The sequence below is a fragment of the Arthrobacter sp. fls2-241-R2A-172 genome (assembly GCF_030208885.1).
GTDB lineage: Bacteria > Actinomycetota > Actinomycetes > Actinomycetales > Micrococcaceae > Arthrobacter.
The window spans coordinates 1-25,065 of sequence record NZ_JARVTB010000018.1 but is presented as its reverse complement, the minus strand read 5'-3'; the positions used below and the strand labels follow the sequence as shown (position 1 = coordinate 25,065).

Annotated in this window: 25 protein-coding genes and 1 tRNA gene; 12 read left to right on the top strand and 14 right to left on the bottom strand. The window is 62.6% G+C overall.

Annotated features, from left to right (window positions below; all coding sequences use genetic code 11):
* Window positions 1–48 precede the first annotated feature (48 nt).
* On the top strand, window positions 49–1,068 hold the full coding sequence (locus tag QRM57_RS20100; RefSeq protein ID WP_284987937.1) for a PHP domain-containing protein: 1,020 nt from the start codon (window positions 49–51) through the stop codon (window positions 1,066–1,068).
* Window positions 1,069–1,134: 66 nt separating this feature from the next.
* On the opposite strand, the gene QRM57_RS20095 is transcribed toward QRM57_RS20100, so the two are convergent.
* Window positions 1,135–2,742: a monocarboxylic acid transporter gene (locus QRM57_RS20095; RefSeq protein WP_235519752.1), complete on the bottom strand. Its 1,608-nt coding sequence runs from the start codon at window positions 2,740–2,742 to the stop codon at window positions 1,135–1,137.
* Window positions 2,743–2,750: 8 nt separating this feature from the next.
* Window positions 2,751–3,131 (bottom strand): DUF485 domain-containing protein, encoded by a 381-nt coding sequence (locus QRM57_RS20090; RefSeq protein ID WP_284987936.1) that lies wholly within the window; start codon window positions 3,129–3,131, stop codon window positions 2,751–2,753.
* Between the two features lie 180 nt (window positions 3,132–3,311).
* On the opposite strand from QRM57_RS20090, the gene QRM57_RS20085 reads away from it, so the two are divergent.
* Genes QRM57_RS20085 through QRM57_RS20065 form a run of 5 tightly spaced genes read left to right on the top strand, consistent with a single transcriptional unit; the run spans window position 3,312 to window position 7,820 of the window.
* Window positions 3,312–4,505 (top strand): sensor histidine kinase, encoded by a 1,194-nt coding sequence (locus tag QRM57_RS20085; RefSeq protein ID WP_257368458.1) that lies wholly within the window; start codon window positions 3,312–3,314, stop codon window positions 4,503–4,505.
* Between the two features lie 21 nt (window positions 4,506–4,526).
* Window positions 4,527–5,246, top strand: a complete 720-nt coding sequence (locus QRM57_RS20080; protein ID WP_284987935.1) for a LytR/AlgR family response regulator transcription factor — start codon at window positions 4,527–4,529, stop codon at window positions 5,244–5,246.
* Entirely contained in the window at window positions 5,243–5,605 is a 363-nt protein-coding gene (locus QRM57_RS20075; protein ID WP_235519684.1) for a DUF485 domain-containing protein, read from the top strand. The genes QRM57_RS20080 and QRM57_RS20075 overlap by 4 nt, the downstream gene beginning before the upstream one ends.
* Window positions 5,602–7,068 carry a sodium/solute symporter gene (locus tag QRM57_RS20070; protein WP_284987934.1) on the top strand — a complete coding sequence of 489 codons (1,467 nt, stop codon included), beginning with the start codon at window positions 5,602–5,604 and terminating at the stop codon, window positions 7,066–7,068. Before QRM57_RS20075 ends, QRM57_RS20070 begins: the two co-directional genes overlap by 4 nt.
* Window positions 7,069–7,118: 50 nt before the next feature.
* Window positions 7,119–7,820, top strand: a complete 702-nt coding sequence (locus tag QRM57_RS20065; RefSeq protein WP_284987933.1) for a hypothetical protein — start codon at window positions 7,119–7,121, stop codon at window positions 7,818–7,820.
* On the opposite strand, the gene QRM57_RS20060 is transcribed toward QRM57_RS20065, so the two are convergent.
* The 6 genes from QRM57_RS20060 to rpsB form a co-directional block, all read right to left on the bottom strand.
* A complete protein-coding gene (locus QRM57_RS20060) occupies window positions 7,817–8,401 on the bottom strand; it encodes a DivIVA domain-containing protein (RefSeq protein ID WP_284987932.1) in 585 nt (194 codons plus the stop codon). The genes QRM57_RS20065 and QRM57_RS20060 overlap by 4 nt on opposite strands.
* Window positions 8,402–8,422: 21 nt before the next feature.
* Window positions 8,423–9,358 carry a phosphatidate cytidylyltransferase gene (locus tag QRM57_RS20055; RefSeq protein WP_235519677.1) on the bottom strand — a complete coding sequence of 312 codons (936 nt, stop codon included), beginning with the start codon at window positions 9,356–9,358 and terminating at the stop codon, window positions 8,423–8,425.
* Window positions 9,358–9,915 (bottom strand): ribosome recycling factor, encoded by a 558-nt coding sequence (frr, locus tag QRM57_RS20050; RefSeq protein WP_090819256.1) that lies wholly within the window; start codon window positions 9,913–9,915, stop codon window positions 9,358–9,360. The genes QRM57_RS20055 and frr overlap by 1 nt, the downstream gene beginning before the upstream one ends.
* Before the next feature lie 117 nt (window positions 9,916–10,032).
* Window positions 10,033–10,770, bottom strand: coding sequence for a UMP kinase (pyrH, locus tag QRM57_RS20045; protein ID WP_235519676.1), 738 nt, complete (start codon window positions 10,768–10,770; stop codon window positions 10,033–10,035).
* 121 nt (window positions 10,771–10,891) lie between these two features.
* On the bottom strand, window positions 10,892–11,728 hold the full coding sequence (gene tsf / locus QRM57_RS20040; RefSeq protein ID WP_211711728.1) for a translation elongation factor Ts: 837 nt from the start codon (window positions 11,726–11,728) through the stop codon (window positions 10,892–10,894).
* 121 nt (window positions 11,729–11,849) lie between these two features.
* Window positions 11,850–12,722 (bottom strand): 30S ribosomal protein S2, encoded by an 873-nt coding sequence (gene rpsB, locus QRM57_RS20035; protein WP_211711727.1) that lies wholly within the window; start codon window positions 12,720–12,722, stop codon window positions 11,850–11,852.
* Window positions 12,723–13,130: 408 nt separating this feature from the next.
* On the opposite strand from rpsB, the gene QRM57_RS20030 reads away from it, so the two are divergent.
* Window positions 13,131–13,625, top strand: a complete 495-nt coding sequence (locus QRM57_RS20030) for a M23 family metallopeptidase (RefSeq protein ID WP_284987929.1) — start codon at window positions 13,131–13,133, stop codon at window positions 13,623–13,625.
* A gap of 24 nt (window positions 13,626–13,649) precedes the next feature.
* Here QRM57_RS20030 and QRM57_RS20025 read toward each other — a convergent pair whose 3' ends face one another.
* From QRM57_RS20025 to QRM57_RS20000, 6 genes are all read right to left on the bottom strand, one after another.
* Window positions 13,650–14,840 carry an acyl-CoA dehydrogenase family protein gene (locus tag QRM57_RS20025; RefSeq protein WP_235519670.1) on the bottom strand — a complete coding sequence of 397 codons (1,191 nt, stop codon included), beginning with the start codon at window positions 14,838–14,840 and terminating at the stop codon, window positions 13,650–13,652.
* A 232-nt stretch (window positions 14,841–15,072) separates the two neighbouring features.
* Window positions 15,073–15,146 (bottom strand) — tRNA-Ile (locus tag QRM57_RS20020).
* Window positions 15,147–15,230: 84 nt separating this feature from the next.
* A complete protein-coding gene (locus tag QRM57_RS20015) occupies window positions 15,231–16,427 on the bottom strand; it encodes a glycosyltransferase (RefSeq protein WP_257368471.1) in 1,197 nt (398 codons plus the stop codon).
* 108 nt (window positions 16,428–16,535) lie between these two features.
* A complete protein-coding gene (locus tag QRM57_RS20010; protein WP_284987928.1) occupies window positions 16,536–17,441 on the bottom strand; it encodes a DMT family transporter in 906 nt (301 codons plus the stop codon).
* The gene (locus QRM57_RS20005) at window positions 17,441–18,064 is read right to left on the bottom strand and encodes a CDP-alcohol phosphatidyltransferase family protein (protein ID WP_284987927.1); all 624 of its coding nucleotides are present in this window, start codon (window positions 18,062–18,064) and stop codon (window positions 17,441–17,443) included. Before QRM57_RS20005 ends, QRM57_RS20010 begins: the two co-directional genes overlap by 1 nt.
* Window positions 18,065–18,111: 47 nt before the next feature.
* The gene (locus QRM57_RS20000) at window positions 18,112–18,960 is read right to left on the bottom strand and encodes a phage holin family protein (RefSeq protein WP_284987926.1); all 849 of its coding nucleotides are present in this window, start codon (window positions 18,958–18,960) and stop codon (window positions 18,112–18,114) included.
* A gap of 171 nt (window positions 18,961–19,131) precedes the next feature.
* On the opposite strand from QRM57_RS20000, the gene QRM57_RS19995 reads away from it, so the two are divergent.
* From QRM57_RS19995 to QRM57_RS19975, 5 genes are all read left to right on the top strand, one after another.
* On the top strand, window positions 19,132–20,361 hold the full coding sequence (locus QRM57_RS19995) for a multidrug effflux MFS transporter (protein WP_284987925.1): 1,230 nt from the start codon (window positions 19,132–19,134) through the stop codon (window positions 20,359–20,361).
* A 59-nt stretch (window positions 20,362–20,420) separates the two neighbouring features.
* Window positions 20,421–20,600 carry a YMGG-like glycine zipper-containing protein gene (locus tag QRM57_RS19990; protein WP_257368476.1) on the top strand — a complete coding sequence of 60 codons (180 nt, stop codon included), beginning with the start codon at window positions 20,421–20,423 and terminating at the stop codon, window positions 20,598–20,600.
* 112 nt (window positions 20,601–20,712) lie between these two features.
* A complete protein-coding gene (locus QRM57_RS19985; RefSeq protein ID WP_284987924.1) occupies window positions 20,713–23,211 on the top strand; it encodes a bifunctional lysylphosphatidylglycerol flippase/synthetase MprF in 2,499 nt (832 codons plus the stop codon).
* 22 nt (window positions 23,212–23,233) lie between these two features.
* Window positions 23,234–24,517, top strand: coding sequence for an alpha/beta hydrolase (locus tag QRM57_RS19980; RefSeq protein ID WP_257368479.1), 1,284 nt, complete (start codon window positions 23,234–23,236; stop codon window positions 24,515–24,517).
* 38 nt (window positions 24,518–24,555) lie between these two features.
* Window positions 24,556–24,963 (top strand): hypothetical protein, encoded by a 408-nt coding sequence (locus QRM57_RS19975; protein WP_284987921.1) that lies wholly within the window; start codon window positions 24,556–24,558, stop codon window positions 24,961–24,963.
* Window positions 24,964–25,065 lie beyond the last annotated feature (102 nt).

The window sequence follows — 25,065 nt, the reverse complement described above, 5'->3', positions numbered from 1 at the left end:
GACACTGCCCACTGTTGATGGTGCGCTTGGTTCGTGGATCATGGAGCCATGGATCCCATCGAGGCGCTCGACGAAATTTCCTTTTGGCTCGAACGCAGCCAAGCACCCACCTTCAAGGTCCAGGCCTTCCGTAAAGCGGCCGACGCCGTCCGGCAGCTGGCGCCCGACGACCTCGCAAAGCTGGTCGGTGCCGGAAGGATCACCAGCCTTAAGGGCGTCGGCAACCGGAGCGCGGAAGTCATAACCCAGGCGCTGGAGGACAGGGTGCCGGAGTATTTGGCCGACCTGCGGGAGCGTGGCACCGAAGCCCTGGCCGCCGGCGGCGAAACACTTCGGGCCGCGTTGCGCGGCGATCTTCACAGTCACAGCAACTGGTCCGACGGCGGATCTCCCATCGAAGCCATGGTGGCGGCAGCACGCACTCTCGGCCGCGAATACCTGGCACTCACGGACCACTCCCCCAACCTCACCATTGCCAACGGCCTGAGCATCGAACGTCTCGAGGACCAGTTGGGCCTGGTGGAAGACATCAATGGCTCACAGGACGGATTCCGCTTGCTCAAGGGCATCGAGGTGGACATCCTGGAGGACGGAACCCTGGACCAGGCACCGCACATGCTGGACCGACTGGACGTGGTGGTGGCAAGCGTCCATTCAAAGCTTCGCTCAGACAAGAAGACCATGACCGAAAGGATGCTCGGCGGCATCAGCGACCCGCACACCAATGTGCTGGGCCACTGCACGGGACGGCTCGTCCAGGGATCCCGCGGCACCCGGCCCGAGTCCGAGTTCGATGCCGCCAAGGTATTCAGCGAGTGTGCAGAGTGGGGCGTCGCAGTGGAAATCAATTCCCGCCCCGAACGGCAGGACCCACCGGACAACCTCATCAAAATGGCCCTCGACGCCGGATGCCTGTTCAGCATCGACAGCGACGCGCACGCTCCCGGCCAGCTCGACTTCCTGCAGTATGGGGCCGCGCGAGCGGAAGCCCTGGGTGTACCGAAGGAACGGATCGTCACCACATGGCCGTTGGAACAACTGACTGAATGGCTCAGCCTCAAGAAGTGACCCAGCACGAAAGGGCCCCTCCTGTTACGCCAGGAGGGGCCCTTCATGGTTACCGCGGGAATGGACTTAGTGGTCCACCGCCTTCTCGGCTCCGATTCCGGTCAGCGAGCGCACCTCCATCTCTGCCTGCTTGGCTGGGTCTTCGCGCCGCTTGTCCAGGACCGTTCCGAGCCAGCCCAGGAAGAAGGCCAACGGGATGGAGACGATGCCCGGGTTGCTGAGCGGGAAGATCGCAAAGTTGGCGCCCTGGATCATGGAGGTCTTGGCACCCGAAACCACGGGTGAGAACGCGATGAGCAGGATCGCCGCGGCGAGCCCGCCATACATGCTCCATACCGCGCCTTGGGTGGTGAACTTCTTCCAGAACAGCGAGTAGACAATGGTGGGGAGGTTGGCCGATGCCGCGACCGCGAAGGCCAGTGCCACCAGGAAGGCCACGTTCTGGCCGTTGGCGAAGATGCCACCGAGGATGGCGAGGACGCCGATCACCACAACTGTGCGCCGGGCAACCTTCACCTCTGCAGTAGCGTCGGCTTTGCCCTTCGAGATGACGTTCGCGTAGATGTCGTGGGCGAAGGACGCAGCTGCGGTGATGGTCAGGCCGGCGACGACGGCGAGGATCGTGGCGAACGCGACAGCTGAGATGAAGCCCAGAAGCAGCGGACCGCCCAGGTGGAAGGCCAGCAGGGGTGCTGCGGAGTTGACGCCGCCGGGTGCCGACTTGATGGTTTCCGCGCCCACCAGGGCTGCTGCTCCGTAACCCAGCACCAGGGTGAAGAGGTAGAACAGGCCGATCAGCCAGATGGCCCACACCACGGACTTGCGGGCTTCTTTTGCGGTGGGAACCGTGTAGAAACGCATGAGGACGTGCGGCAGGGCTGCTGTTCCGAGGACCAAAGCCAGCCCCAATGACATGAAGTCCAACTTGGACGTTTCGGTCTTGCCGTACTGCAGGCCGGGGTTGAGGACGGCCGGGTTGTTGGCGGCCTCTGCGGCCGATCCCAGCAGGCTGGAGAGGTTGAATCCGTAGATCGCCAGCACCATGGCCGTCATGACTGCGGCGCCGGCGATCAGCAGGATCGCCTTGATGATCTGCACCCAGGTGGTGCCCTTCATGCCGCCGATGAGCACATACATGATCATCAACGCGCCGACGACGATAATCACCAGCGCTTGCCCGCCCCAGTCGCTGATCCCCAGCAGGAGCGATATCAGGCTGCCCGCGCCGGCCATTTGGGCCAGGAGGTAGAAGAAGCAGACCGCGAGGGTGGATAGCGCAGCCGCGATCCGGACAGGACGTTGACGCAACCGGAAGGAAAGGACATCTGCCATGGTGAACTTGCCCGTGTTTCGGAGCAGTTCGGCCACCAGCAGCAGGGCCACGAGCCAAGCGACCAGGAAGCCGATGGAGTACAGGAAGCCGTCGTACCCGTTGATGGCGATTGCGCCGGTGATGCCAAGGAACGACGCCGCCGACAGGTAGTCGCCTGCGATGGCCGTTCCGTTTTGCGAGCCCGTGAACGAGCGGCCCGCAGCGTAGTAGTCGGCGGCCGTCTTGTTGTTCCGGCTCGCCCGGAACACGATGACCATGGTGACCGCGACGAACAAGGCAAAGATTCCCATGTTCAACAGCGTGGTGTCCTTCAGGGCAGCGACCTCGACTGCCGGGACCATTGTGGCGTTCACTTGGCCTCCCCTTGGATCATGTTTCCATCCTTATCGAAGTGGTGGCCTTCGATCCCGGTGCGGATCTCCGCAGCGATCGGGTCGAGCTTCCTGTTGGAGTAGCTCACGTACCAGGCCGTGATGCCGAACGTGGTGACGAACTGGAGCAGCCCCAGGATCAGGCCGATGTTGATGTTGCCCCAGACCTTTGTGGACATGAACTCGACGGCGTAGGCGGCCAGCAGGACATACGCGAAGTACCACAGCAGGAATATGACGGCCATGGGGAAGACAAAGCTGCGATGCCGCTTGCGCAGTGTCCTGAACTGTTCCGTTTGTTGGACTTCCTGGAAGTCCACGGACGCCGCAGCGTCGTGGGGGTGGGCCTCATTACCCATTGGTTCCTCCTGGTTGTGATGTGCCCACATCAGCTCCACCCTCGGCGCTGATGTGACTGCAATCACTATCGAATGCGGCGTGTGGTCTATTCCAGTGGTGAGCCCTGCGGCGTCGCTCAACGGTCGCGCCGCTGCGCCGAACGGCAGGATGCTGGCAAATTCATTGACTACGCTGGCTGTATGCCCGACTCTCCGCTTTTCAGCCTCGCTGCCATCGCAGTGATCGTGCTGGCCGTCGCCGTCGTCGTGGGTGTTGGCTTGAAGGTGATCCGATCGTTCCGCGACCTTGGCACCGACGCCGAGCGTGCCACGTACAACACGCTGCATGCCGCATCGAGGGCCGGGCAGCACCTTCGGGGCGGCCTCCAACCCGCCGGGGCAGCCAAGGCCAGCAAGCAATTGCGGGTACTGCTGGGTTGCGATGCCCTGGCCATCACGGATACTGACTCCGTCCTTGCCTGGGACGGTGCCGGGGAAGAGCTCCGGCCGTCGCTGATGCGCCTCGCGGCTGACGTGCTGAGCACGGGCAGAACGGTGGTGGTCCCCCACGCACGCGATGCCGGCATCGAAAAACCGGGGCAGGACTTCAGCGCTGTCATTGCGCCTATCCGGGCAGGGTCCAGGGTGGTCGGAGCGGTGGCCGCCCTGGCACCCGCCGCAGGAGCAGGGCTGGTCCGCGCCACGAGCGAAGTGGCTGATTGGATTGCCGCCCAACTGGAACTCGCGGAACTCGAAGCGTCCCGGACCCTCCTTATGGAAGCAGAGGTCAGGGCGTTGAGGGCACAGATCAGCCCGCACTTCATCTACAACTCACTGAACGCCATTGCCTCGTTCATCAATACCGATCCCGCCAGGGCCAGGGAGTTGGTGGTGGAGTTCGCCGACTTCACCCGGTATTCGTTCCGGCGGCACGGCGATTTCACCACGGTAGCGGAGGAACTGCGCTGCATCGACCGCTACTTGCTCCTGGAAAGGGCCCGGTTCGGCGAGCGGGTCCAGGTCAGCCTGCGGATTGCGCCGGAGGTACTGAGCACGGTCATCCCGTTCCTCAGCCTGCAACCCCTGGTGGAAAATGCAGTGCGGCATGGCTTGGAAGCAAAGGAGGGCCCAGGCCACATCACCATCTGCGCCAATGACTCCGGAGCATTCGCCGAAGTTACCATCGAGGACGACGGCGTTGGCATGGACCCCGAACACCTCAGGTCGGTACTGGCCGGGCACGCGGATGGCGATCACGTGGGTTTGCGCAACGTGGACGCCCGGCTTCGGCAGGTTTACGGGGACGAGCACGGCCTGGTGATCGAGACAGCACCCGGCGAAGGGACCCTGATCACCCTGCGTGTGCCCAAGTCGCAACCCGGGCACGACGCCTGAACCACGGACTAATCTAGAAGGATGATCAACGTGCTCGTCGCCGACGACGAACTGCCCGCCGTCGAAGAACTCGCCTTCCTCCTGGGACGGGACGAGCGGATTGGGGTTATCCACCGGGCGTCATCGGGGGCCGAGGCCCTGAGGGCTCTTGAAACGGAACTCGTTGACGCAGTTTTCCTCGACATCCATATGCCCGCCTTGTCGGGCCTGGACATCGCGCGGGCCATTTCGCGCACCAGTAACCCGCCCGCCGTCGTGTTCGTCACCGCGGACGAGGATTGTGCCCTTGAGGCCTTCGACTTGGCCGCAGTCGACTACCTGCTGAAGCCGTTGCGGGCCGAAAGGCTGACCCGATCCGTGGACCGGATCAGCGAGCTCATCAAGGACGGCACACCGGCGCCGGAAATGATCACGGTGGATCTTGGCAGCACCACGCGCATGATCCGGCGCGACGACGTTACCTACGTTCAGGCCCAAGGCGACTACGCCCGGCTGCACACCACCGAGGCAAGCTACCTCATCCGGGTGCCCCTGAGCGACCTTGAGCAGAAATGGGCGGAAGCCGGCTTCATCCGCATCCATCGTTCGTACCTCATCGCCCTCAGCCACGTACAGCACTTGAGGCTTTCGGCCACCGGCCCCAGTGTGGCTGTGTCCGGCGCGGAGCTGCCCATCAGCCGGCGCCACCTTCCCGCTGTCAGGGACAAACTGCACTCCACACGTATCCGGCCGCAAGGATGACCAGGGTCCGCGTCACGGCGCCGCGGCAGTCCGCTCCCCTGGCTCCCGGCCGGGTGACGAGTCCCCGTGAAATAGCGGAGGACTCCGACTCCGGCCGCCTGTTTGTCCGCTCGCTGATCCGCTCGCAGCTGCGCCTCGCGTTGGTGGTGGCCTGTGGGTTCCTGGTCATCCTGGCCGTGTTCGCATTGATCCTCGTGTACGGTCCGGGCGTGGCTGAAACCCGGATTGCGGGAGTTCCCCTGGATTGGCTGGCCCTCGGAGTGGGCGTCTACCCGGTGATTGGACTCAGTGCGTGGCTCTATAACCGCGCCGCGGCCCGGAACGAGGCCCGCTACCGGGACCTTGTGGAGGACAAGTGAACCCCGTTGTCAGCCTCGTCGCATTCCTCGCCGTTTCCCTCACGACGGCGGTCATCGGCTTCTACGGTTTACGCATCTCCCGGACGACAGGCGACTTCTACGTCGCCTCGCGCACTGTCCCACCATGGTGGAACGCGTCGGCGATCGGGGGCGAGTATCTCTCCGCGGCAAGCTTTTTGGGAGTTGCCGGACTGATCCTGCTCTCAGGCACCGACGCACTGTGGTTCCCCGTGGGGTACACGGCCGGCTACCTGATGCTGTTGCTCTTCGTGGCCGCTCCCCTACGGCGCTCCGGCGCTTACACCATTCCGGACTTCACCCAGGCCCGCCTGGATTCGGCGCTGGTCCGGCGCGTGACGAGCCTGGTGGTGGTTGCCGTCGGGTGGTTGTACATCGTCCCGCAACTCCACGGGGCTGCCCTCACCATCAGGATCACCACGGGCCTGCCGTCGTGGGTTGGTTCGACGGCGGTTGTAGTGGTGGTGTGCCTCACGGTGGTGGCAGGCGGGATGCGTTCCATCACCTTTGTCCAGGCGTTTCAATACTGGTTGAAGCTGACAGCCCTGGCAGTGCCCGTAGTGTTCGTCCTGCTGGTGCTGGCCGGCAACGGCACTGCGCCACAGGCACCGCTCACCCTCAACCCCACCAGCCAAGCACCCGCAGGGGCTTATCAACACATCTCCCTGTTGGTGGCCCTGCTGTTCGGAACCCTTGGGCTGCCGCACGTGCTGGTCAGGTTCTATACCAACCCGGACGGCCAGTCAGCGCGGCGGACCACGTTGATCGTCCTGGGACTACTCTCCGTTTTCTATCTGTTCCCTACGCTGTCCGGCGCACTCGGGCGAATGTTCGCGCCCGAGCTGGCACAGTCCGGACAAGCTGACGCTCTGGTCCTGCTGCTCCCAGGCAGGCTGATCGGTGGAACGGCGGGTGATGTCCTCTCGGCCCTGGTCGTCGCAGGAGCCTTCGCCGCCTTCCTGTCCACGACGTCGGGCCTGGTGGTTTCCTTGTCCGGCGTCATCAGCCAGGACCTCTTCGGTGGAAGCGTCAAAGGGTTCCGGCTCGCGGCAGTACTCGCCGCCGTCGTGCCTTTGGGTTTTGCCTTCATGACCGACAGCCTTGCCCTGGCCGGAAGCGTTGGCCTGGTGTTTGCCTTCACGGCCTCCACCATTTGTCCGGTGCTTTTGCTGGGAATCTGGTGGCGTGGCCTCACCGATGCCGGGGCTATCACGGGCATGCTGACCGGCGCGTTGCTCTGCGGCGGCGCCATGGTGGCCGGCACGTTGATGGGCGGTGGAAGCGCTCCGGCCTGGCTGGCCCAGCCGGCAGCATGGACTGTCCCGGCGGCCTTCGCCGTGACAGTGGCTGTGTCCGTCATGACCAAGGGCCGTGTTCCGTCCTCGGTGGACCGCATCATGTCACGGCTGCACGTGCCCGAACGCCCGGTCGTGACTGAGCGATAAGGCGGCATCACCCTGTTGTTCGAGGATCGTTCAAGGTGGACAATGACGCCATGTCCGAGGAACCACGGCCGGTCAGCTACGATCCACCGGCTACAGCGACCGAGTTTCCGCCCGCTGTCCGGGCGCAGTTGTTGGCCACCGAGCATTGGAGCCTGCTCGCTTCCAGGAGCACCACCCAAGCCGAGGTCCTCACCCGCATCAGCATGTTCCTCACCTTCACCTCAGCCAGCCTGCTCAGCGTGGCGCTGGTGGGAAACGCCACCCAGTTTTCGGATGCGTTCAGGGCCTTTGCGCTGACCATACTCAGCATCGACGTAGTGGTTGGACTGCTCACGCACGTACGCGTGATGAGCGTGGGCATGGAAGACCTGATGTACGTCATCGCCATGAATCGGCTCCGCGCCGCGTACGTGGACCTGGATCCCGGCGTTGCGCCGTACCTCATGGCCAGCTTTCACGACGACGAAGAAGGGGCCAAGCGGACCTACTACTTTTTTGGCGGCCGCCGTGACTTCAGCCAAGTGGCCGGGAGCAGCATGGTGTTCATGGGGACGGTCAACTCCGCCCTCATCGCACTGCTGCTGGGGTCCGCGATGTTGGTGGGAGGCTTGCCCGTCGCCCTGTCCGTTGGCATTGCAGTAGTAGCCGCCCTGGCCTTCTTCGTGACTTCACTGGCCAGGGGACATCGCAGGTACCTTGAGGTCTGGAAAAACAACCCGCCGGTCTCGCGATCTCCCGAAAAAAGGGCCTAGTCGATCGCAGCCATGAGTTCCACGACACGCGCCAGGAACGCGTCCACCTGCGCTTCTTCATAACCTTCGTCGCCCTTGGCTGCACGGAAGACAGCCCGGCGGACAGTGTCCACGCTGAGGGTCTGGTCGTGCTCGAGGTAACCGATGAGTTCCGCGCACAGGGCGTCGACGTCCTGGACGTTGTAGCTGCGGACACGCTTTTTGGACGGGCGGCGGAACCGCTCGCCGTCAGGCCGGTGCAGCCTGCCCCGGAGGATGCCGGAGAGCTTGCCGATCTGGCGGAGCCACGCTTCCTCGCCCTGCTGGTTGATGAGGTCGTCACGCTCGCGGCGAGCGAAAGCGTCCTCCAGACGATCCAGCGCGGCGTCGACGCTGTGCGCGTCGTATCCGCCCTTGACGGGGTCGAAAGCCACATCACGGACGTCGCCACTGGCTATCTGGTCAGCAGCTCCTACGGGACTCTCGAACGACTTCTTGGCGCGCTGGAGGAACTCATCCACCTGCTTGGCGTTGTAGCCGTACTTGCTGCGCTCCACACGGTCGAACGTGGCGGGAATCTGGCGTCGAATATCCACTGACACTACTTTTCCTTCATTGGTTTGTCAGACGCCGCTCAGCAGCGCGAACAGAACATAGGCTACAGGGGCCGCGAACACGATGGAGTCCAAACGGTCCATGACGCCGCCGTGGCCGGGCAGGATGCTGCTCATATCCTTGACGCCAAGCTCACGCTTGACCATGGACTCGGCGAGGTCTCCGGCGGTGGCTGCGGCCACCATGCCGAGAGCCAGGATGAGCCCCACCCACCACGGCCTGTCAAGGATGAAGATGCAGGCCAGGACACCGATCACCATGGCCCCACCAACCGATCCGGCGAAACCCTCCCAGGATTTCTTGGGGCTGATTTTCGGGGCCATGGGGTGCTTGCCGAAGGATGCCCCAACGATGTAACCGAAGGTGTCGTTGGAAACGACCAACAGCAGCATCGAAGCGATCTGCCACGCCCCGTCCGGGATGCCGTTGGGCCAGAAACCCACCGGAGTTGCCCCGCCTGTTGCGTGCAACGGCAACGCAGCGAAGCTGATCAGGAACGGAATCCAGGCGAGGGTGAAAACTCCAGCGAACACGCTGCGCGGCGCCCCCGCTGCGCTTTCGATGGAACGCCACAACAGGACGGCCACGGAGCTCGCCGTCATGGTGAACAGCAGCCCTTCAAGGCCACCGAAATAAGCAGAGACCGGCATCACCAGGCTGCCGACCATCACTGGGATGATCGGCATCCGGGTGCCCTGTGCTTCGAGCGCCCGGAAAACTTCCCAGACACCCAGGACCGCAAACGCCGTGGTCAGGAGGACGAACCCCAGCGGAAGGAACAGCAGGCCGCCCAGGACGGCCAACAGCATGGCAAGCCCGACGCCGATGGCCGCCGGAAGGTTTCGCCCTGCCTTCGGAGTGGGGTTCGCCCGCACACGCCTGGCGCGTTTGGGAGTGTCGCGTGTCGGGACCCGCTCAGCGGGCGCCGGCTCTGCCTGGTTCATCAGACCTCGAGCAGCTCGGCTTCCTTGCGCTTGAGCAGTTCGTCAATGCTGTCGACGTGCTGCTTGGTCAGGGCGTCGAGCTCCTTCTCAGCGCGGGCACCCTCGTCTTCACCGGCTTCGCCATCCTTGACGAGCTTGTCCAGGCTGTCCTTCGCCTTGCGGCGGATGCTGCGGATGGAGACCTTGGCGTCCTCACCCTTGCCCTTGACGATCTTCACGTACTCTTTGCGGCGCTCCTTGGTGAGCTCCGGGATGGTCACACGGATGACATTGCCGTCGTTGGAGGGGTTGGCGCCCACCTCGGAGTCACTCAGCGCCTTTTCGATGTCACGCAGTGCGGTCTTGTCGTAGGGCGTGATGAGGATGGTGCGGGCGTCGGGCACACCGAAGGAAGCCAACTGCTGGAGCGGAGTGGGTGTGCCGTAGTACTCGACGATCACCTTGTTGTACAGACCGGGGTTGGCCCGGCCGGTGCGGATCGTGGCGAAATCGTCCTTGGCTACCTCAACCGCCTTGTCCATCTTCTCGCCGGCTTCGAGCAAGGTCTCTTCGATCACGGGTTTCTCCTCAGAAAGTAGTTGCTGCCCAACGTCAGGCGGCAATGCACGGTAAAGAAATGCATAGTAAAGATCCGCCACGTGGGGCGGACGGTCCTAGAAATATCCTAGCCCTTGCTACGGAGTAACCAGGGTTCCCAGCGTTTCGCCGAGGATGGCCCGGGTAACGTTGCCTTCGCCTTCCATGCCGAAGACCACCATGGAGAGCTGGTTGTCCTTGCACATGGTCATGGCCGTCTGGTCCATGACGCGGATGTCGCGGCGCAGGGCATCGTCATAGCTGAGGACGTCGAGCTTCTCTGCTGAGGGGTCCTTCTTGGGATCTGCGGTGTAGACGCCGTCCACGCCGCTCTTGGCCATGAGGACCACATCAGCGTGAACCTCAAGGGCACGCTGGGCAGCGACAGTGTCGGTGGAGAAGTACGGCAGGCCTGCTCCGGCACCGAAGATGACCACACGGCCCTTTTCCATGTGTCGGATGGCCCGGCGCGGGATGTAGGCCTCCGCTACCTGGCCCATGGTGATGGCGCTCTGGACGCGGGTCTCCACGCCGGCCTGTTCCAGGAAGTCCTGGAGGGCGAGGCAGTTCATGACCGTGCCCAGCATGCCCATGTAGTCGGCGCGGGAACGGTCCATGCCGCTCTGGGACAGTTCGGCGCCCCGGAAGAAGTTGCCACCGCCCACGACGATCGCAACTTCGACGTCGGATACGGCTGCCGCGATCTGCTTGGCGATAGCCCGGACGGTTTCAGGATCGACGCCGAGCTTGCCTCCGCCGATGACCTCGCCGGAAAGCTTCAGAAGTACACGTCGGCGGGTCTTCTCGGGCTGGATTGCAGTGTTGACGGTTTCCATGGTGCCTTCCCGTTGGTGGACTCTGGCTAGATTATCGTGCTGTGGGTCCGCGCAGATACTACCCGGACGGGTGCATGAAAAAGGGGCGGCCACCGAAGTGACCACCCCTTTTCATGAATTACTAGTTTCCTACGCGGAAACGGGTTACTGCGGTTGCCTTGACGCCGGCTTCTTCGAGGACCTGTGCAACGGTCTTCTTGGAATCCTTGGCGAATGCCTGGTCAACCAGAACTTCACCCTTGTAGAAGCCCGTCACGCGACCTTCAACGATCTTCGAAAGAGCAGCTTCGGGCTTGCCTTCAGCCTTTGCGGTCTCTTCGGCGATACGGCGCTCGGACTCGACCAGTTCGGCCGGGACGTCTTCGCGGGTCAGGTAGTTCGGAGCCATGGCTGCAACGTGGACAGCGATGTCGTGTGCTGCGGTTGCAGCGGCTTCGCCTTCACCGTCAACAGCAAACAGGACGCCGACCTGGGCTGGGAGGTCCTTGGAGGTCTTGTGCAGGTAGGCGTCAACCGTGGTTCCCTCAACGCGGGAGATGCGGCGGACAACAACCTTTTCGCCGAGGACAGCGCCCTCTTCGACGACAACCTCGGACAACGGCTTGCCGTCGACCTCGGTGGCCAGCAGGGTTTCGAGGTCGGCTGCGCCGGACTCGACTGCAACGTTGAGGACCTTGTCGGCCAGCTGGATGAACTTGTCAGACTTGGCTACGAAGTCGGTCTCGCAGTTGACCTCGATCATTACGCCAACGCCACCGTTGACCTTGGCAGCAACCAGGCCTTCAGCGGTGGAGCGGCCTTCGCGCTTGGTAGCGCCCTTGAGGCCCTTGATGCGGATGATCTCGATGGCCTTTTCGGCGTCACCGTTGGCTTCGTCAAGAGCCTTCTTGACGTCCATCATGCCGGCGCCGGTGCGCTCGCGCAGGGCCTTGATGTCAGCAGCAGTGTAGTTCGCCATGTGAACCCCTCTGTCTAGAAATTTGTGTGTTTACGGACTGACAGGACGGCAGCCCACCGCGTGAGCTGCCATCCTGTCAGTTGCCCCCGAGGCTGTTTCCAACATCAGGGAAGGTCCAGATTTACTTGGCTGCTTCGGCTTCGCCGTCTGCAGCTTCAGTTGCTGCGGGAGCCTCGGCTGCCGGAGCTTCTTCAGCGGGAGCCTCTGCTGCTGCGGCTTCTTCGGCCTTGCTGCCTTCGAGGAGCTCGCGCTCCCACTCGGCCAGCGGCTCTTCCGGAGCTTCGGTGGTGCCCGTTGCGCGCTGGTTACGCGCGATGAGGCCCTCAGCTACGGCATCGGCAACAACGCGGGTGAGCAGGTTGACGGAGCGGATGGCGTCGTCGTTACCCGGGATCGGGAAGTCGACTTCGTCGGGATCGCAGTTGGTGTCCAGGATGGCAACAACGGGGATGTTCAGCTTCTTGGCTTCGTCAACAGCAAGGTGTTCCTTCTTGGTGTCAACAACCCACAGGACCGAGGGAGCCTTGGTCAGGTTGCGGATACCGCCGAGGTTGGACTCGAGCTTGGTGAGTTCACGCTTGAGGAGCAGGAGCTCCTTCTTGGTGTAAGCCGAGCCTGCGACGTCGTCGAAGTTGATCTCTTCGAGTTCCTTCATGCGCTGGATACGCTTGGCGACGGTCTGGAAGTTGGTGAGCATACCGCCCAACCAACGCTGGTTGACGTACGGCTGGCCAACACGGGTAGCCTGCTCGGCAATTGCTTCCTGAGCCTGCTTCTTGGTGCCGACGAACAGGACGGTGCCACCGTGGGCGACAGTAGCCTTGACGAACTCGTAGGCGCGGTCGATGTAGGACAGCGACTGCTGGAGGTCAATGATGTAGATGCCGTTGCGCTCCGTGAAGATGAAGCGCTTCATCTTCGGGTTCCAACGACGGGTCTGGTGTCCAAAGTGGACGCCGCTGTCAAGCAGCTGGCGCATGGTTACGACGGGCATGCCGACGCTCCTTCCGGCAGGTCATTCATGAGAGAGCCCATGGGGCTGCTCTTACCCTGCCAATAGTTGACGGTTGTTTAGCCTGTGGCCCGGACGGGCCTGGCTCCTGGCATCCATTGCACTTCTCATCCGACTCAAGCCGACAGGCTTCAGCGGACCGCAAGAGGCACAATCCTCCACAGACTAAAGCCGAACGGCTTCGCTGGTGGTGGGCTGGATACGCGTAGTCAGCCTGGGACCCCCACATATCTGAATGAGACATGCTCCTGAACAAGCTTGAGGGCACAGCAAACTGCTCCACCAAGTGTACTACAGGGACCCCGCAACTTTGACCGCGGATCACATCGCTTGTCCACATAGGCCACCCCGGGGATCGACCCGCCCACGTCGCCACGGAAGGCTTGATCCATGACCCTTTTGAAGCTCGCACTGTCCGCAATCCTGGCTATCGCCCTTTCGGGCGGAACCAGCGCCGCCGCACCCACGGTCAAGGGACAGTGGAGTTGGCCACTCTCCCCCAAGCCGTCCGTCCTGCGGACGTTCGACCCGCCTGACAAACCATGGATGAGCGGGCACCGTGGCGTTGATTTGGGCCCAGCGCCCGACGGCGGCAACGTCACCGCGCCGGCGGACGGCGTGGTGACCTTTGCCGGCACCGTGGTCGACAGGCCCGTCCTGACGATCGATCACGGGGACGGATTGCGGAGCAGCTTCGAGCCACTGACCAGCGGACTGAAACCTGGCGATGCCGTGCGCAAGGGGCAGGCCCTTGGCGCCGTTGAGCCGGGCCATTGCGGCAGCGTCACTTGCCTGCACTGGGGAGTGCGGAGCGGCGAGGACTACGTCAATCCGCTGGACTTCGTGCAGGACATGCGGCCATCCGTCCTGCTGCCACTGGAATGAGCCCCCGCCGCATCGTCGGGGTCGCTAGACGATGGCCGATACTCCGGTGATTGCCCTGCCGGTCACCAGGGTGTTGATTTCGTGAGTGCCCTCGTAGGAGTAGATGGCCTCGGCGTCAGAGAAGATCTTGGCCATGCCGTAGTCAGTGACGATGCCGTTGCCGCCCAGGATGCTCCGCCCCAAAGCAACGCTTTCGCGCATGCGTGCGGTGGCGAAGGCCTTGGCCAAAGCGGATTGTTCATCCTTGGCCACCCCGGCGTCCTCAAGCTGCGCCAGGCGAACCATCATGCCCATGGAGGCCACGGTATTGCCGAGAATTTGGACCAGTTGATTCTGCACAAGTTGGAACGCAGCCAACGGGCGCCCGAACTGCTGGCGCTCCACGGCGTAGCTGCGAGCGACATCGAATGCTGCCATCTGGAGTCCCACTGCCTGCCAGGCGACAGCCAGGCGGGTGACCTTCAGGACCTTGTTGGTGTCCCGGAAGCTGTTTCCGTTGGCCAGCTTGAAGAAATCCGGAACCACTACGTTGTCCAGGGTGATATCCGCATTCTGCACAGTGCGGAGGGAGATTTTGTTCTCGATCTTGCTGGCTGAGTAGCCGGGCAGGGTGGTGTCCACCAGGAAAGCCTTGACCTGGTTGTCGGCCACATCCTTGGCGTAGATGACTACCCAATCAGAGAAGGTGGCGTTGCCAATCCAGCGCTTGGCACCGTTGAGGATCCAGTGATCACCGTCGCGCCGGGCGGTGGTGCGGGTGCCACCGGCCACATCCGAACCACCCAGGGGCTCAGTCAGCCCGAAGGCGCCGATCTTCTTCAGGGAATAGATATCCGGCAGCCAAGCGTCTTTCTGCTCCTGCGAGGCCAGCGCCTCGATGGACCCGGTGAAGAGCCCGTCGTGGACACCCATGAACGTGGCAATGGAGGCGTCGGCACGAGTCACTTCAGCATGGAGCATGCCGGCGAACAGGTTGGAGTAGCCCTGGCGTCGAACCGGGCTCACCAAGTCGAGCTCACCAAGCTTCGGAATCAGGTCCATGGGGAATTCACCGCGGTTCCAGCAGTCAACCGCGATGGGCTTGACCTCGCGGGCCAGGAAATCGCGGACCTCAGCGAGACGGTCCTGCTCCTTGCCGGTCAGCATCTGCTCAAAGGCGTAGAAGTCACCATCGGCATACGGAAGGGTGGTGGCGTCGAATGCAGCGTTGGACATGTGCGCTCCTTCAAGGTGGTCACCTGCGACCACGTCTGGATTCCGGCGAGGCCGTGGGCTCCAGAGCCAGGCTGGGCGGCCATGTTACCGGCGGGTAATAAGTTACTGATCAGTAACTTACCCCACGGACCTGGATATCTGCAACGGCCGCCAGTCACGCCAACGCCAAGGAGGGCGTTAAAAGGCCGTGGCCCACAATCCAGGATTGTGGGCCACGGCTTCAGTGCAAATGTAGGGCTACTCGGACTTGAACCGAGGACCTTAGGATTATGAGTCCCGCGCTCTAACCAGCTGAGCTATAGCCCCGTGAAACCCGGAGAGCCCGTCAATAAACGGCCGTTCCGGGCAAAGCACTCCAGCAATTCTAATAGGTGCCAGGGTGTGCTTTGGTCACACCACCATGTCCTCGTACGAAGCACCCCGGTAGAGGTCCTCGAAGGTCTGGAGGGTGCCGTTGATGCTGTGGGGCTCCACCATCTCGCGGCTGAGCTTGCCCATGGCCTTCAGTTGGTCCTCGGGCAGTTGCAGGAGCTTGGTGATCTTGGCTGCGAGTTCACCGCTGTCGTTGGGCGTGAACAGGTACCCGTTTTCGCCGTCGCGGACCAGGTGCGGCAGCGCCATGGCGTTGGCCAGCAGCACAGGCGTGGATGCGGACATTGCCTCGAGCGTCACCAGCGACTGTAGTTCGGCAGTTCCCGGCATGCAGAAGATGTCGGCCTTGATGTAGGCCTCGCGCAGGTCTTCGTCGCTGGCAAGCCCAAGGAACTTCACCCTGTCCCCCAGCCCAAGCCTGGCCACCTGCGCTTCGAGCGCCGGACGGACCTCACCGCCGCCGACGATCTCCAAGTGCACATTGAGCTCACGGGGCGTCTTTGCTACGGCGTCAATCAGTACATCAACGTGCTTTTCCTCAGCCAGTCGACCCGCGAAAAGGACCGTGGGGTAGCTGTTCGGTTCAATCGATTCGCCCGGCTGGAGTTCGTAGGCGGCCGAGTCAATGCCGTTGGACAGCGGCAGGACCTTGCGCAGGAAGGCGTGCTGGTGCATGGCCTTGGCAGCAAGCGGCGTGGGCGTGGTGACGACATCGGCCTGGCCCATGACCTTGCCCATGTCCTTCCAGGAAATGCGGCCGACGATGTCCTTGAACCACTGCGGGAACGGCAGGAAAGGGTTCAGGTTTTCGGGCATGAAGTGGTTGGTTGCCACGATGCGGATGCCACGCTTCACGGCCTCGTACAGGACGTGCTCGCCAATCATGTAGTGGCTTTGGATGTGGACCACGTCCGGCTGCACCTTATCGAACAGCAGGCTGATTTCCTTCTTGATTTCCCACGGGAAGCAGATGCGGAAGTACTCGTGGGTGAAGACGCCGTGGGAGCGAAGCCGGTGCACCGTTGCCTCATCACGGAACTCCGTGAAGCTCTTGCCCTTGTCCTGCCGGCAGGCCAACACGTGTACGTTGTGTCCTCGTGCCGTCATTCCCTTGGCCAGGCGGTAGCCGAATTGGGCGGCGCCGTTGACGTGCGGTGGATACGTGTCTGCCGCAATCAAGATGGTGAGGGGTTTGCTGGTGTCGGGAATGGTCACGTGGAGAACTCCTGATGGTCACGGTGCGGACAGCTTTGCTTGTGGCAATGCTGCGGTGTCGCCGGGTTGCCGCCCGCAAAAGCGGTGGCGCAAGGGTAAGACGTTGCCCTAAGCCTTCCGGTTGCCAGCGGCCTTCGCGTCCTTCTTGCGTTTGGTGACTTCCGGATGGTGCCTGCTCAGGGCAATAACCCCAACGATAGCAAGCGTTGCCGCTGCAGCCATGGCTATCGCCATTACGGCGTGCACATCGGGACGAAGCTCACCAAGGATCACAATGCCAATGGCGATGCCCACCATGGGGTCAATGACAGTCAGCCCTGCGATCACCAGGTCCGGCGGTCCTCCGGAGTATGCGCTTTGGACGAACCATGAGCCCAGGCCACCGGCCGCAGCGATAGCGATCAGGGTGTACCACTGGACGTTCAGCAGGAAGAGTCCGTTCGGATCCAGCAGGTGCTTGCCGATGATGCGGGTCAGCACGGCCACGAACCCGAAGAGCACACCGGCGCCCAGGATGTAGACGAAGGCGTTCATACGGTGCCTGAACAGCACGGCGAGCGTTCCGAAGATGCCCACAGCCAGGGCAAGCAGCAGGACGATGGTGAGCTCGTCCTCGGAGTTCACGTGATGGTTTTCCTGGGTGACGTTAACCGCAAGCAACACGAAGAGGGCGGAACCGGTGACGCATGCGCTGATGGCAACCACCGTGGCCCGGTTGATGGTGAGGCCCTGGTCTTTCGCATTGACCACGGTGGTAATGACCAGCGCGATGGCACCGATCGGCTGGACCACCGTCAGCGGCGCGGATACCAGCGCTATCGCATTCATCACCATGCCCAAGGCAAGGAACAGCAGGCCCAGCATCCAGCGTGGGTTGCGCAGGAGCCTCAGGAAGCCGTTGGAACTAAGGGCCAAGCCGCCAGTATCGGCCTTGACCGCGCTGCCCTGCCTCTGGGCACCAATGGCCAGGAAGAATGCGCCGAGTACCGCCAGGAAAACGGCAAGCCACACCATCAGCCGTGTCCGCCGTCGTTGGTTTTCAGTTCTTTACCCTTACGCAAGATGGCCCAAAAGTAGTTGTAAGCAGCAATCCAGTGACCTGCCAGTCCGAGGCCCAGGAACGTCCACGCCCCCACGAGGTAGACCTCCGTGTACGGGACAGGCAGCTTGGACAGGACCAGCAGCGGCGTTCCAACCAACAACAGTGCCGTTCGGATCTTCCCGATGATGCTGACTGGCAGGTCGGGGTGGCTGCGGAAATAGATCAGCGACACAGTAGCCAATATCGCGTCGGGAATCAGCAACGCCGCGAGGTACCACCACTGCACGACGCCCGCGATTACCAAAGTCAAAGCGACGGCCAGGAGCGCGGCCCGGTCCGCCATGGGATCGAGGATCCTGCCCAGCTTTGACGTTTGGTCGAAGCGCCGGGCAATGTAGCCGTCCACCCAGTCCGTGCTGCCCATGATCACCAGCACGAGGACAGCGAAGCCGTATTCCTGTTCGGAGAGGACAAGCCACACGAACAGGGGCACACCCATGAAACGCAGGACAGTGACGATGTTGGGGACGGTGAGGATGGAATCGTGGTCGACCTGGGGTCGATCCGGGTGCGAGCCAGCACCGATCAATTTCATCCTGTCCCCCTTTCCTCATGTCCAGTGTTCAGCGCTGCCGGCTGCTGCTATTTCTCCCGCAACTTTCGCAGTGCAACGACGAACACCACGGCAGCCGCTGCGAACGCTGCGAGGTCCTTCCAGCGTGCGGCGAACCGTTCGCCCAGGGTCTCCGGTACTGAGGCGTTGATGTCCGCGAACTTGGCAGCAGCGAATTCCCTGCCCTCCTGGAATTTGCCGTTGGCACTTTCCAGCAAGGCTTGAGCCTGCTTCTTGACGTCCAACTGCTCGCCCAGCTCGTCGCGTACACCCGTCAGGTGCTGACGGCGCTTGTTCAGGCGGGAACGAAGTTCGGCCTCCGTGGGAGCCTTGACGGCGTCGGCTTCCTTGGCAGCTTCCTTGGCCGCCTTTTCTGCCTTGGCCTTCTGCGCGGCGGCTTCCTTCTCGGCCTTGGCAGCCTTTGCTGCCGGGGAGTTCGGGTCCAGGATGGACTCGTCGAAATCCGAGCCCTCCTTGGCGATACCGAGATCATGCTTGATGCCGCGGATGGTGTCTTCAGGCACCAACGGCATGGCCTTCTTGAACTTGGCGATGCCGATCAAGGATGCAATGGCAATGACCACCAGGAAGAACGCAGCGACGATCAGGGCGGCGAGCCAACCGGGCATGATGGTGGCCAGGCCCAGAATGGCAGCGACCACCAGCGCGATCACCAACAGGGCCAGGAAAACCAGCGCCACACCAAAGAAGGCACCTGCGACGCCGACCTGCTTGGCCTTGCGCTTGAGTTCCATCTTGGCCAAGGCAATTTCGTCGTTTATTTGTCGTGGGGCCAACCGCGCAACGAGCTTGAGGGTCTTCGGCAAAGTACGAATCGCTGGTCCTTGACTGGTCCGGCCGGTGTGACGTCCACTCATGGGTTCCGCCTAACTGCTTCCTCTGGGCATCGTGAGGGCGAACGCGGCCGGATAAGGATCGCCGCGCGCACCTGTCCACAAAACTATCATTCAGGTTCCTGCTCAACTTTCGGAGCACGCTACGGCGCGCCTGGGATAGGCCCAATAAATATGATCTTGGCCATAGGATTGATGATCGTGACCCCTCCAACAGCTCCGGGCGATTCTCTGAGCCGACGCGAAAAACTCATCTACATTCTCCTGCTGGGTGCCCTGACCGCCTTGGGCCCTTTTACGATCGATCTCTATCTCCCGGCTTTCCCCGCCCTCGAAAAGAGCTTTGACGTCTCAGCAGCTGCCATCCAGCTCACCCTGACCGGAACCACTGTGGGTTTTGGCCTTGGCCAGTTGGTGGTGGGCCCTTTCAGCGACAAGGTGGGACGCCGCCTGCCGCTGATCCTGGCAACGGCCGTCCATATTGGTTCATCCCTGGGTGCTGCCTTGTCGACGGACATCGGGATGCTGTCACTGTTCCGCGTCCTGATGGGTATAGGTGCCGCCGGCGGTGGCGTCGTGGCCATGGCCATGGTCCGCGACCTTTTCCACGGCTATTCAATGGTGAAGATGTTTTCGCGGATGTCCCTGGTCAACGGATTGGCCCCCATCCTCGCGCCCGTTATCGGCTCCCAGCTGTTGTTGGCATTTCCGTGGCCGGGGATTTTCTATTTCCTGGCGTGTTACGGCCTCCTGGTGATCCTGGCATCGATCTTCTTCATCCGTGAGACTCTCCCGGCAGAGCAGCGGGGTAAGTCCAGCACCACCGTGGTCCAGCGCTACAAATCGGTCCTGGGCGACAGGATCTTCGTGGGCATGGTGATGGTGGGAAGCCTGAACTTCGGTGGCCTCTTTGCGTACCTTTCGGCCTCCACGTTCCTGTTCCAGGATGTCTACGGCTTTTCCCCGCAGGAGTATGGCCTGCTGTTTGGCATCAACTCCTTGGGCATCGTTGCAGGTGTCCAGATCAGCTCGCGCCTCATTCGACGGGTGGCTCCGCAGTGGATTGTGGCCGGAGCAACCCTCTTCATGGTGTTGATGGCCGGCGTGATCATCGTCCTTGACCTGTCCCACGTCGGTCTGTGGGGCATCCTGATACCGCTGTGGTTCTATATCTGCGCAACTGGCTTCATGTTCCCCTGCGTCCAGGTGCTCTCCTTGGCCAACCACGGCGCACGGGCCGGAACGGCAGCTTCGCTCCTGGGGGCCTCCCAGTTCATGATGGCGGGAATTGTCCCACCCATTGTCGGCTGGCTCGGTGTGGGCTCCGCTGTGCCCATGGGATCGGTGATGGCGGTGTGCCTCAGCGGATCCACTGCCGCCCTGTGGCTTGTGGTCCGTCCCCGCACGGTCCCCTCCATTCACTAACAACAAGCCATCCACTAACAACAAGCCATCCACTGGCAATGAGACCGTAGGCTGTGAGCATGACCAAGAAACCGCACCGTAACGGCCGTGGCCTTTTCCTCGGCGCGATGCTTGGCGCAGTCGCTGGTGCGTTCCTCGGGCGCGCCGCCGGTAGCCCGCTGTTCGGGGCGATCCTCGGGGCAGTCATCGGCGCTGCCGTGCTGTACCGCGTCAACCCGGGCCCGTGGAAGCGTGACTAAGCCCGATAACCACCAGCCGCGACGCCCCGCCCTCTCCCCCTGCGCCTTCGCGCAAGGCAGAATGGTGGCGAACCGGGCTTAACCGGTGCCTGACCGGTGAAGGGGACACTACATGAGCACGGCTGGGGCATTCAGGGGTAGCCTTCGCGGCGTGACCGCTGTGCGCAGGTTGCCACTGACGTTGGCTCTCGCAGCCTTGCCCTGGCTTGTGGGTATCGCTACTGGGAGCCTGCTCAACGGGCCCAGTGTTGACCTCCTGAATCAGGTGGGTCTCGGATTGGCCGTGGAGCCCGGTCCCTGGTGGTCCGTGTTTACGTCCGGGTTCTTTGCCTCATCCCTGCTTGATTACGTTGCCTGCACAGCCGCGATCCTGCTGGGCGTAGGAATCGCCGAGCGCGTCATGGGACCGTGGCTCGCCCTTGCAGCGTTCGTTGCGGGTTCGGCCCTCAGCGCTTTGGTGCTGGTGGGGCTGGTGACCTTCGGTACCGACTCCAGCGACCAGTGGCTGAGCTTCCTCGGCGGTGAATACGCGGTTGGCGCCTATGGCGGGGCTGCCGCTGCCTTGGGATGTTCGACGGCGGCCCTGGGCTCCCTGTGGCGTCGGCGGCTGCGGACGTGGTTGCTGGCCGCCACGTTGATGTTCGCGCTTTTTGTTGGCGTCGCCCAGACCCTCCAGGCCCTTGCAGGTGCCGTGATTGGCGTTCTGGCAGGCTGGGCCATCCAGTCCCTGGTGCTCCGCCGGAGGGAAGGATCGTTTCATTCGTCCAGCCTTCGGGAAACGAGGTTCCTGGTCGGCACTGTGGTGGGGGTCTTCGCCGTCGGGCCTTTACTGACGCAACTGACCGGTACCTGGGAGGTCGGGCCGCTCTCAGTGGTCGCAGAAGTCATGCTTCAGGCAAGCCCGGACGCGGACGAAGTCCAGGAAGCCTGCGGGAACGATCCGAACTGTGTGACCCTCCAGGGAATCGTGGGGGTCCGAAGCTTCGGCGCAGCCATCCTGACGGTGATCCCGGTCCTGCTTCTGCTGGTCTGCGCTGAAGGGCTCAGGCGTGGCCGTCGGCTCGCCTACCGACTGACGTTGGTCATCCAGGCGTACCTGGCCGCTGTCACCGTCCTGTCGATTCTTCAATACGTGACCGATCCCGATGTCACGCTGGGCGATGAGGACTTCGGCTACCTGCTGCTGTACGCAGTACCGGCAGTTCTGGCCCCGGTCATCGTCCTGACGCTGCTCGTGGGAAACCGGCACAAGTTCCGGGTGGAGTCCAGCGATGCCGGATACCGCACCCTGGGGCGGACCTCGCTGGCCCTGGCGGTCGCCGCCGTCGTGCTGTACGTGGTTTTTTGGTTCCTGGAGGGCAACGCTGGCCGTTCCACCCTGCTGGACCTGGCCGGGCAACTGACCCATATCCTGGTTCCGTTTCCCGTGCCCTTCGTTGTTGACTTGCCCCAGGGACTGCTGAGCACCGTACTTTACGGCTTGGGCGGAGTCATCATTTGGCTGTGCATCCTGGTGCTGGTCCTGAACAACTTCCGGCGGTTCCGGGACATAGCCACTGATCCTTCCGCGGACCTGGGCCATGCCCGTCAGCTGTTGCATGCCGGTGGCGGGACCCTGTCGTGGATGACCCTGTGGGACAACAACCAGTACTGGTTCACTCCTGATCGGCGCGCAGGAGTGGCCTATCAGGTCCATAACGGGGTCGCCCTGACGGTAGCCGGTCCGATCGGAGCCCCGGAACATCATGTGGAGGCAGCCGCGGGATTCCTGGGCCATTGCTCCAGGCTGGGGCTGATCCCCTGCTTCTACTCGGCAACGGATGAACTGGATGCAGCGCTTTTGCCGCAGGGCTTCAAAAAACTGGACGTGGCGGAGGAGACGCTGCTCAACGTGCAGGCCATGACCTTCAAAGGCAAAGAGTGGCAGAACGTCCGCACGGCACTGAACCGTGCGGACAAGCTGTCCATCAAGGATTACTGGTACCACTACCGCGACATGCCTCCCGGGATCAGGGCACAACTGGCAGAGATCTCCGAGGAGTGGGTCGCCGACAAAGCCCTCCCCGAGATGGGGTTCACCCTTGGCGGCCTGAACGAACTCAAGGATCCGGAGGTCCTTTGTTGCGTGGCGGTGGACGACGACGGACTGGTCCATGGAGTGACCAGCTGGCTGCCTGTCTTCAGCAACGGCTCCATCTCCGGGTGGACTCTGGACTTCATGCGGCGCCGCACCACGGGGTTCAAGGGCGTCATGGAGTTCCTCATCGCCTCTGCAGTTACCCATTTCAAGGAGAACGTCCCCAGCATTTCGCTGTCCGGGTCGCCCCTCGCCAACAGCGGCGCGGGCACGGACGACGGCGACCACAGCGCGCTGGACCGGGTCCTGGCGCTGCTGGGAAATGCACTGGAACCCATGTACGGCTTCAAGTCGTTGGCCGCTTTCAAGTCCAGGTTCCAGCCCGACCACCGGACTTTGTATATGTACTACCCGGACACGCTGGCTCTGCCGGCCATCGGCATCGCCGTCGGCTCGGCTTACCTCCCGGGACTTTCCCCCACCCAAAGCGCGGGTCTTCTCCGCCAAATGGTGGCAAGGGAGCCAGTAGCATGACGTTGAGGCAGGCAGCACGAACATGAATACCATCCTGAAGATCGACATCAGCGGTCCTGTCGTGATGACAACGGCTGCACTGATCGGCTTTGCCTTTTTCCTGGTACTTTTCCTCAAGCCATCGGCCCGGTGGGCCCTCACTGCCGTGCTCGCTGTCGCCGTCGCCGTCCTGGTGGGCTGGTTGACGGTCTGGATCGTGGAAGACGTCATGGATGTTTTCCACGTTGGACTCACGCCACGGGTATGGTTCTGGGCCCTGGCTTGCTTCGGCGGGCTGGGTCTGGCCGCCGTGAGCTTCCGTCATAGCCGGCCCTGGCGCAAGGCGGTGGCAGCTGTATCCATCCCCGTGTTCGCCTTGGTGGCGGCGCTTGGCATCAATACCGAGTTCGGCCTTAACAAGACGTTGGGTTCGGCGCTGGGTATTTCCACCGAAGGCGCGATCCACCTGAGCAAACCCGACCCGGACGCCTCCAATCCGGCCGGTCCCCTGTGGCAAAACTGGAAACCGCCGGCAGACATGCCCGCCCAGGGCAAAGTCGGCACTGAGGTCATCCCCGCCACGGCGTCGGGGTTCAACGCACGTCCGGCGGGGATCTACCTGCCTCCTGCAGCTTTGACAAAGAATCCGCCCAAGCTGCCCCTGTTTGTCCTGATGATGGGCCAACCGGGGCTCCCTGATCCGCAATACGTCGCTGCGGCCTTGGAAGAGTTCGCGGCACAGAACAACGGCCTGGCTCCGATCGCCATCGTTGCCGACCAAATCGGCCCGGATCAGGATGACACGCTCTGCCTGGATACCGCAAAGTACGGGAACGTGCAGAAGTACATCAACGAGGACGTCGTCAATTGGGCCAAGGCCAACCTGAACATCCTTACCGACCGCGACCATTGGACCATTGCCGGGTACTCCAACGGAGGCCAGTGCGCGATCTCGTTCGCACTCAAGTACCCCGGCATGTGGGGCAACGTCGTGGACATTTCGGGCGAAGAGTTTCCCGGGGCTGAGGACCCTGCCGGCAACCTGGCTGAGATCTTCGGCGGTAACCAGGCCGACTATGAGGCACAGAAGCCCATCAACATCATGAACGGCAAGAAATTTCCGGATACGACAGCCGTCTTCACGGCCGGCTCCGATGACCTGAACTATGTGGCGGCGGCCAAGGCCGTCTCCGCTGCGGCCCAGGCTTCCGGGATGTCTGTCACCTACTACGAGGTGCCTAATGGCGGACACGTGGGAATAGCCCTGAACGAGGGCCTCGCCAAGGGCTTCGAAGTCCTCTATCCCCGACTCGGGCTGTCCCGTTAGCCCTTTTCCGGGCACCTCCCGGACGATAAAATTGAGATGTGCCACATTGGCAAGAACTGCAGCCGCTTCCGGCACCATGGCAGCGGCGGGATGACCGCATCCTGCCCCTGTGGTGGGATCGGCTGTGTTCAGTGACCAGTCCGCAGTCGGCAGCCCTTTACGCTGCGGGACTCTTCACGGACGATCGCCGGAGACCCATTGCCCAGTGGTACAACCCGGAAACCGACGCCGCGTTGCTCGTTGCCCCTGAAACCTCGCCTGAGTGGCCTGTCCAAAGGTTCGGCATCTTCTATGCGCCTTCTGGAGGGGGCTTCACCCGCGTCTATTCCGCTCCACACGAATGGCATCCCCGCGAGCCCAGGACCCCGCCCACCGAGCAGGAATCTTTTGTGGCGGCCGTGGCTGAAGCTGCCCGCTTCCTGCAGGTGGAAATGGATTTCGTCTGAAAAAAGGCGGACCCCGCACCAGCTTTAAGCCGGCACGGGGTCCTGATGCTCCTCCGACTGGACTTGAACCAGTAACCCTTCGATTAACAGTCGAATGCTCTG

Bases quoted from the DNA above. Each gene is read 5' to 3' on its own strand.
- QRM57_RS20100 (WP_284987937.1), top strand. From the start codon at position 49: ATGGATCCCATCGAGGCGCTCGACGAAATTTCCTTTTGGCTCGAACGC.
- QRM57_RS20095 (WP_235519752.1), bottom strand. From the start codon at position 2,742: ATGGTCCCGGCAGTCGAGGTCGCTGCCCTGAAGGACACCACGCTGTTG.
- QRM57_RS20090 (WP_284987936.1), bottom strand. From the start codon at position 3,131: ATGGGTAATGAGGCCCACCCCCACGACGCTGCGGCGTCCGTGGACTTC.
- QRM57_RS20085 (WP_257368458.1), top strand. From the start codon at position 3,312: ATGCCCGACTCTCCGCTTTTCAGCCTCGCTGCCATCGCAGTGATCGTG.
- QRM57_RS20080 (WP_284987935.1), top strand. From the start codon at position 4,527: ATGATCAACGTGCTCGTCGCCGACGACGAACTGCCCGCCGTCGAAGAA.
- QRM57_RS20075 (WP_235519684.1), top strand. From the start codon at position 5,243: ATGACCAGGGTCCGCGTCACGGCGCCGCGGCAGTCCGCTCCCCTGGCT.
- QRM57_RS20065 (WP_284987933.1), top strand. From the start codon at position 7,119: ATGTCCGAGGAACCACGGCCGGTCAGCTACGATCCACCGGCTACAGCG.
- QRM57_RS20055 (WP_235519677.1), bottom strand. From the start codon at position 9,358: ATGAACCAGGCAGAGCCGGCGCCCGCTGAGCGGGTCCCGACACGCGAC.
- pyrH (WP_235519676.1), bottom strand. From the start codon at position 10,770: ATGGAAACCGTCAACACTGCAATCCAGCCCGAGAAGACCCGCCGACGT.
- tsf (WP_211711728.1), bottom strand. From the start codon at position 11,728: ATGGCGAACTACACTGCTGCTGACATCAAGGCCCTGCGCGAGCGCACC.
- rpsB (WP_211711727.1), bottom strand. From the start codon at position 12,722: ATGCCCGTCGTAACCATGCGCCAGCTGCTTGACAGCGGCGTCCACTTT.
- QRM57_RS20030 (WP_284987929.1), top strand. From the start codon at position 13,131: ATGACCCTTTTGAAGCTCGCACTGTCCGCAATCCTGGCTATCGCCCTT.
- QRM57_RS20025 (WP_235519670.1), bottom strand. From the start codon at position 14,840: ATGTCCAACGCTGCATTCGACGCCACCACCCTTCCGTATGCCGATGGT.
- QRM57_RS20010 (WP_284987928.1), bottom strand. From the start codon at position 17,441: ATGGTGTGGCTTGCCGTTTTCCTGGCGGTACTCGGCGCATTCTTCCTG.
- QRM57_RS20005 (WP_284987927.1), bottom strand. From the start codon at position 18,064: ATGAAATTGATCGGTGCTGGCTCGCACCCGGATCGACCCCAGGTCGAC.
- QRM57_RS20000 (WP_284987926.1), bottom strand. From the start codon at position 18,960: ATGAGTGGACGTCACACCGGCCGGACCAGTCAAGGACCAGCGATTCGT.
- QRM57_RS19995 (WP_284987925.1), top strand. From the start codon at position 19,132: ATGATCGTGACCCCTCCAACAGCTCCGGGCGATTCTCTGAGCCGACGC.
- QRM57_RS19990 (WP_257368476.1), top strand. From the start codon at position 20,421: ATGACCAAGAAACCGCACCGTAACGGCCGTGGCCTTTTCCTCGGCGCG.
- QRM57_RS19985 (WP_284987924.1), top strand. From the start codon at position 20,713: ATGAGCACGGCTGGGGCATTCAGGGGTAGCCTTCGCGGCGTGACCGCT.
- QRM57_RS19980 (WP_257368479.1), top strand. From the start codon at position 23,234: ATGAATACCATCCTGAAGATCGACATCAGCGGTCCTGTCGTGATGACA.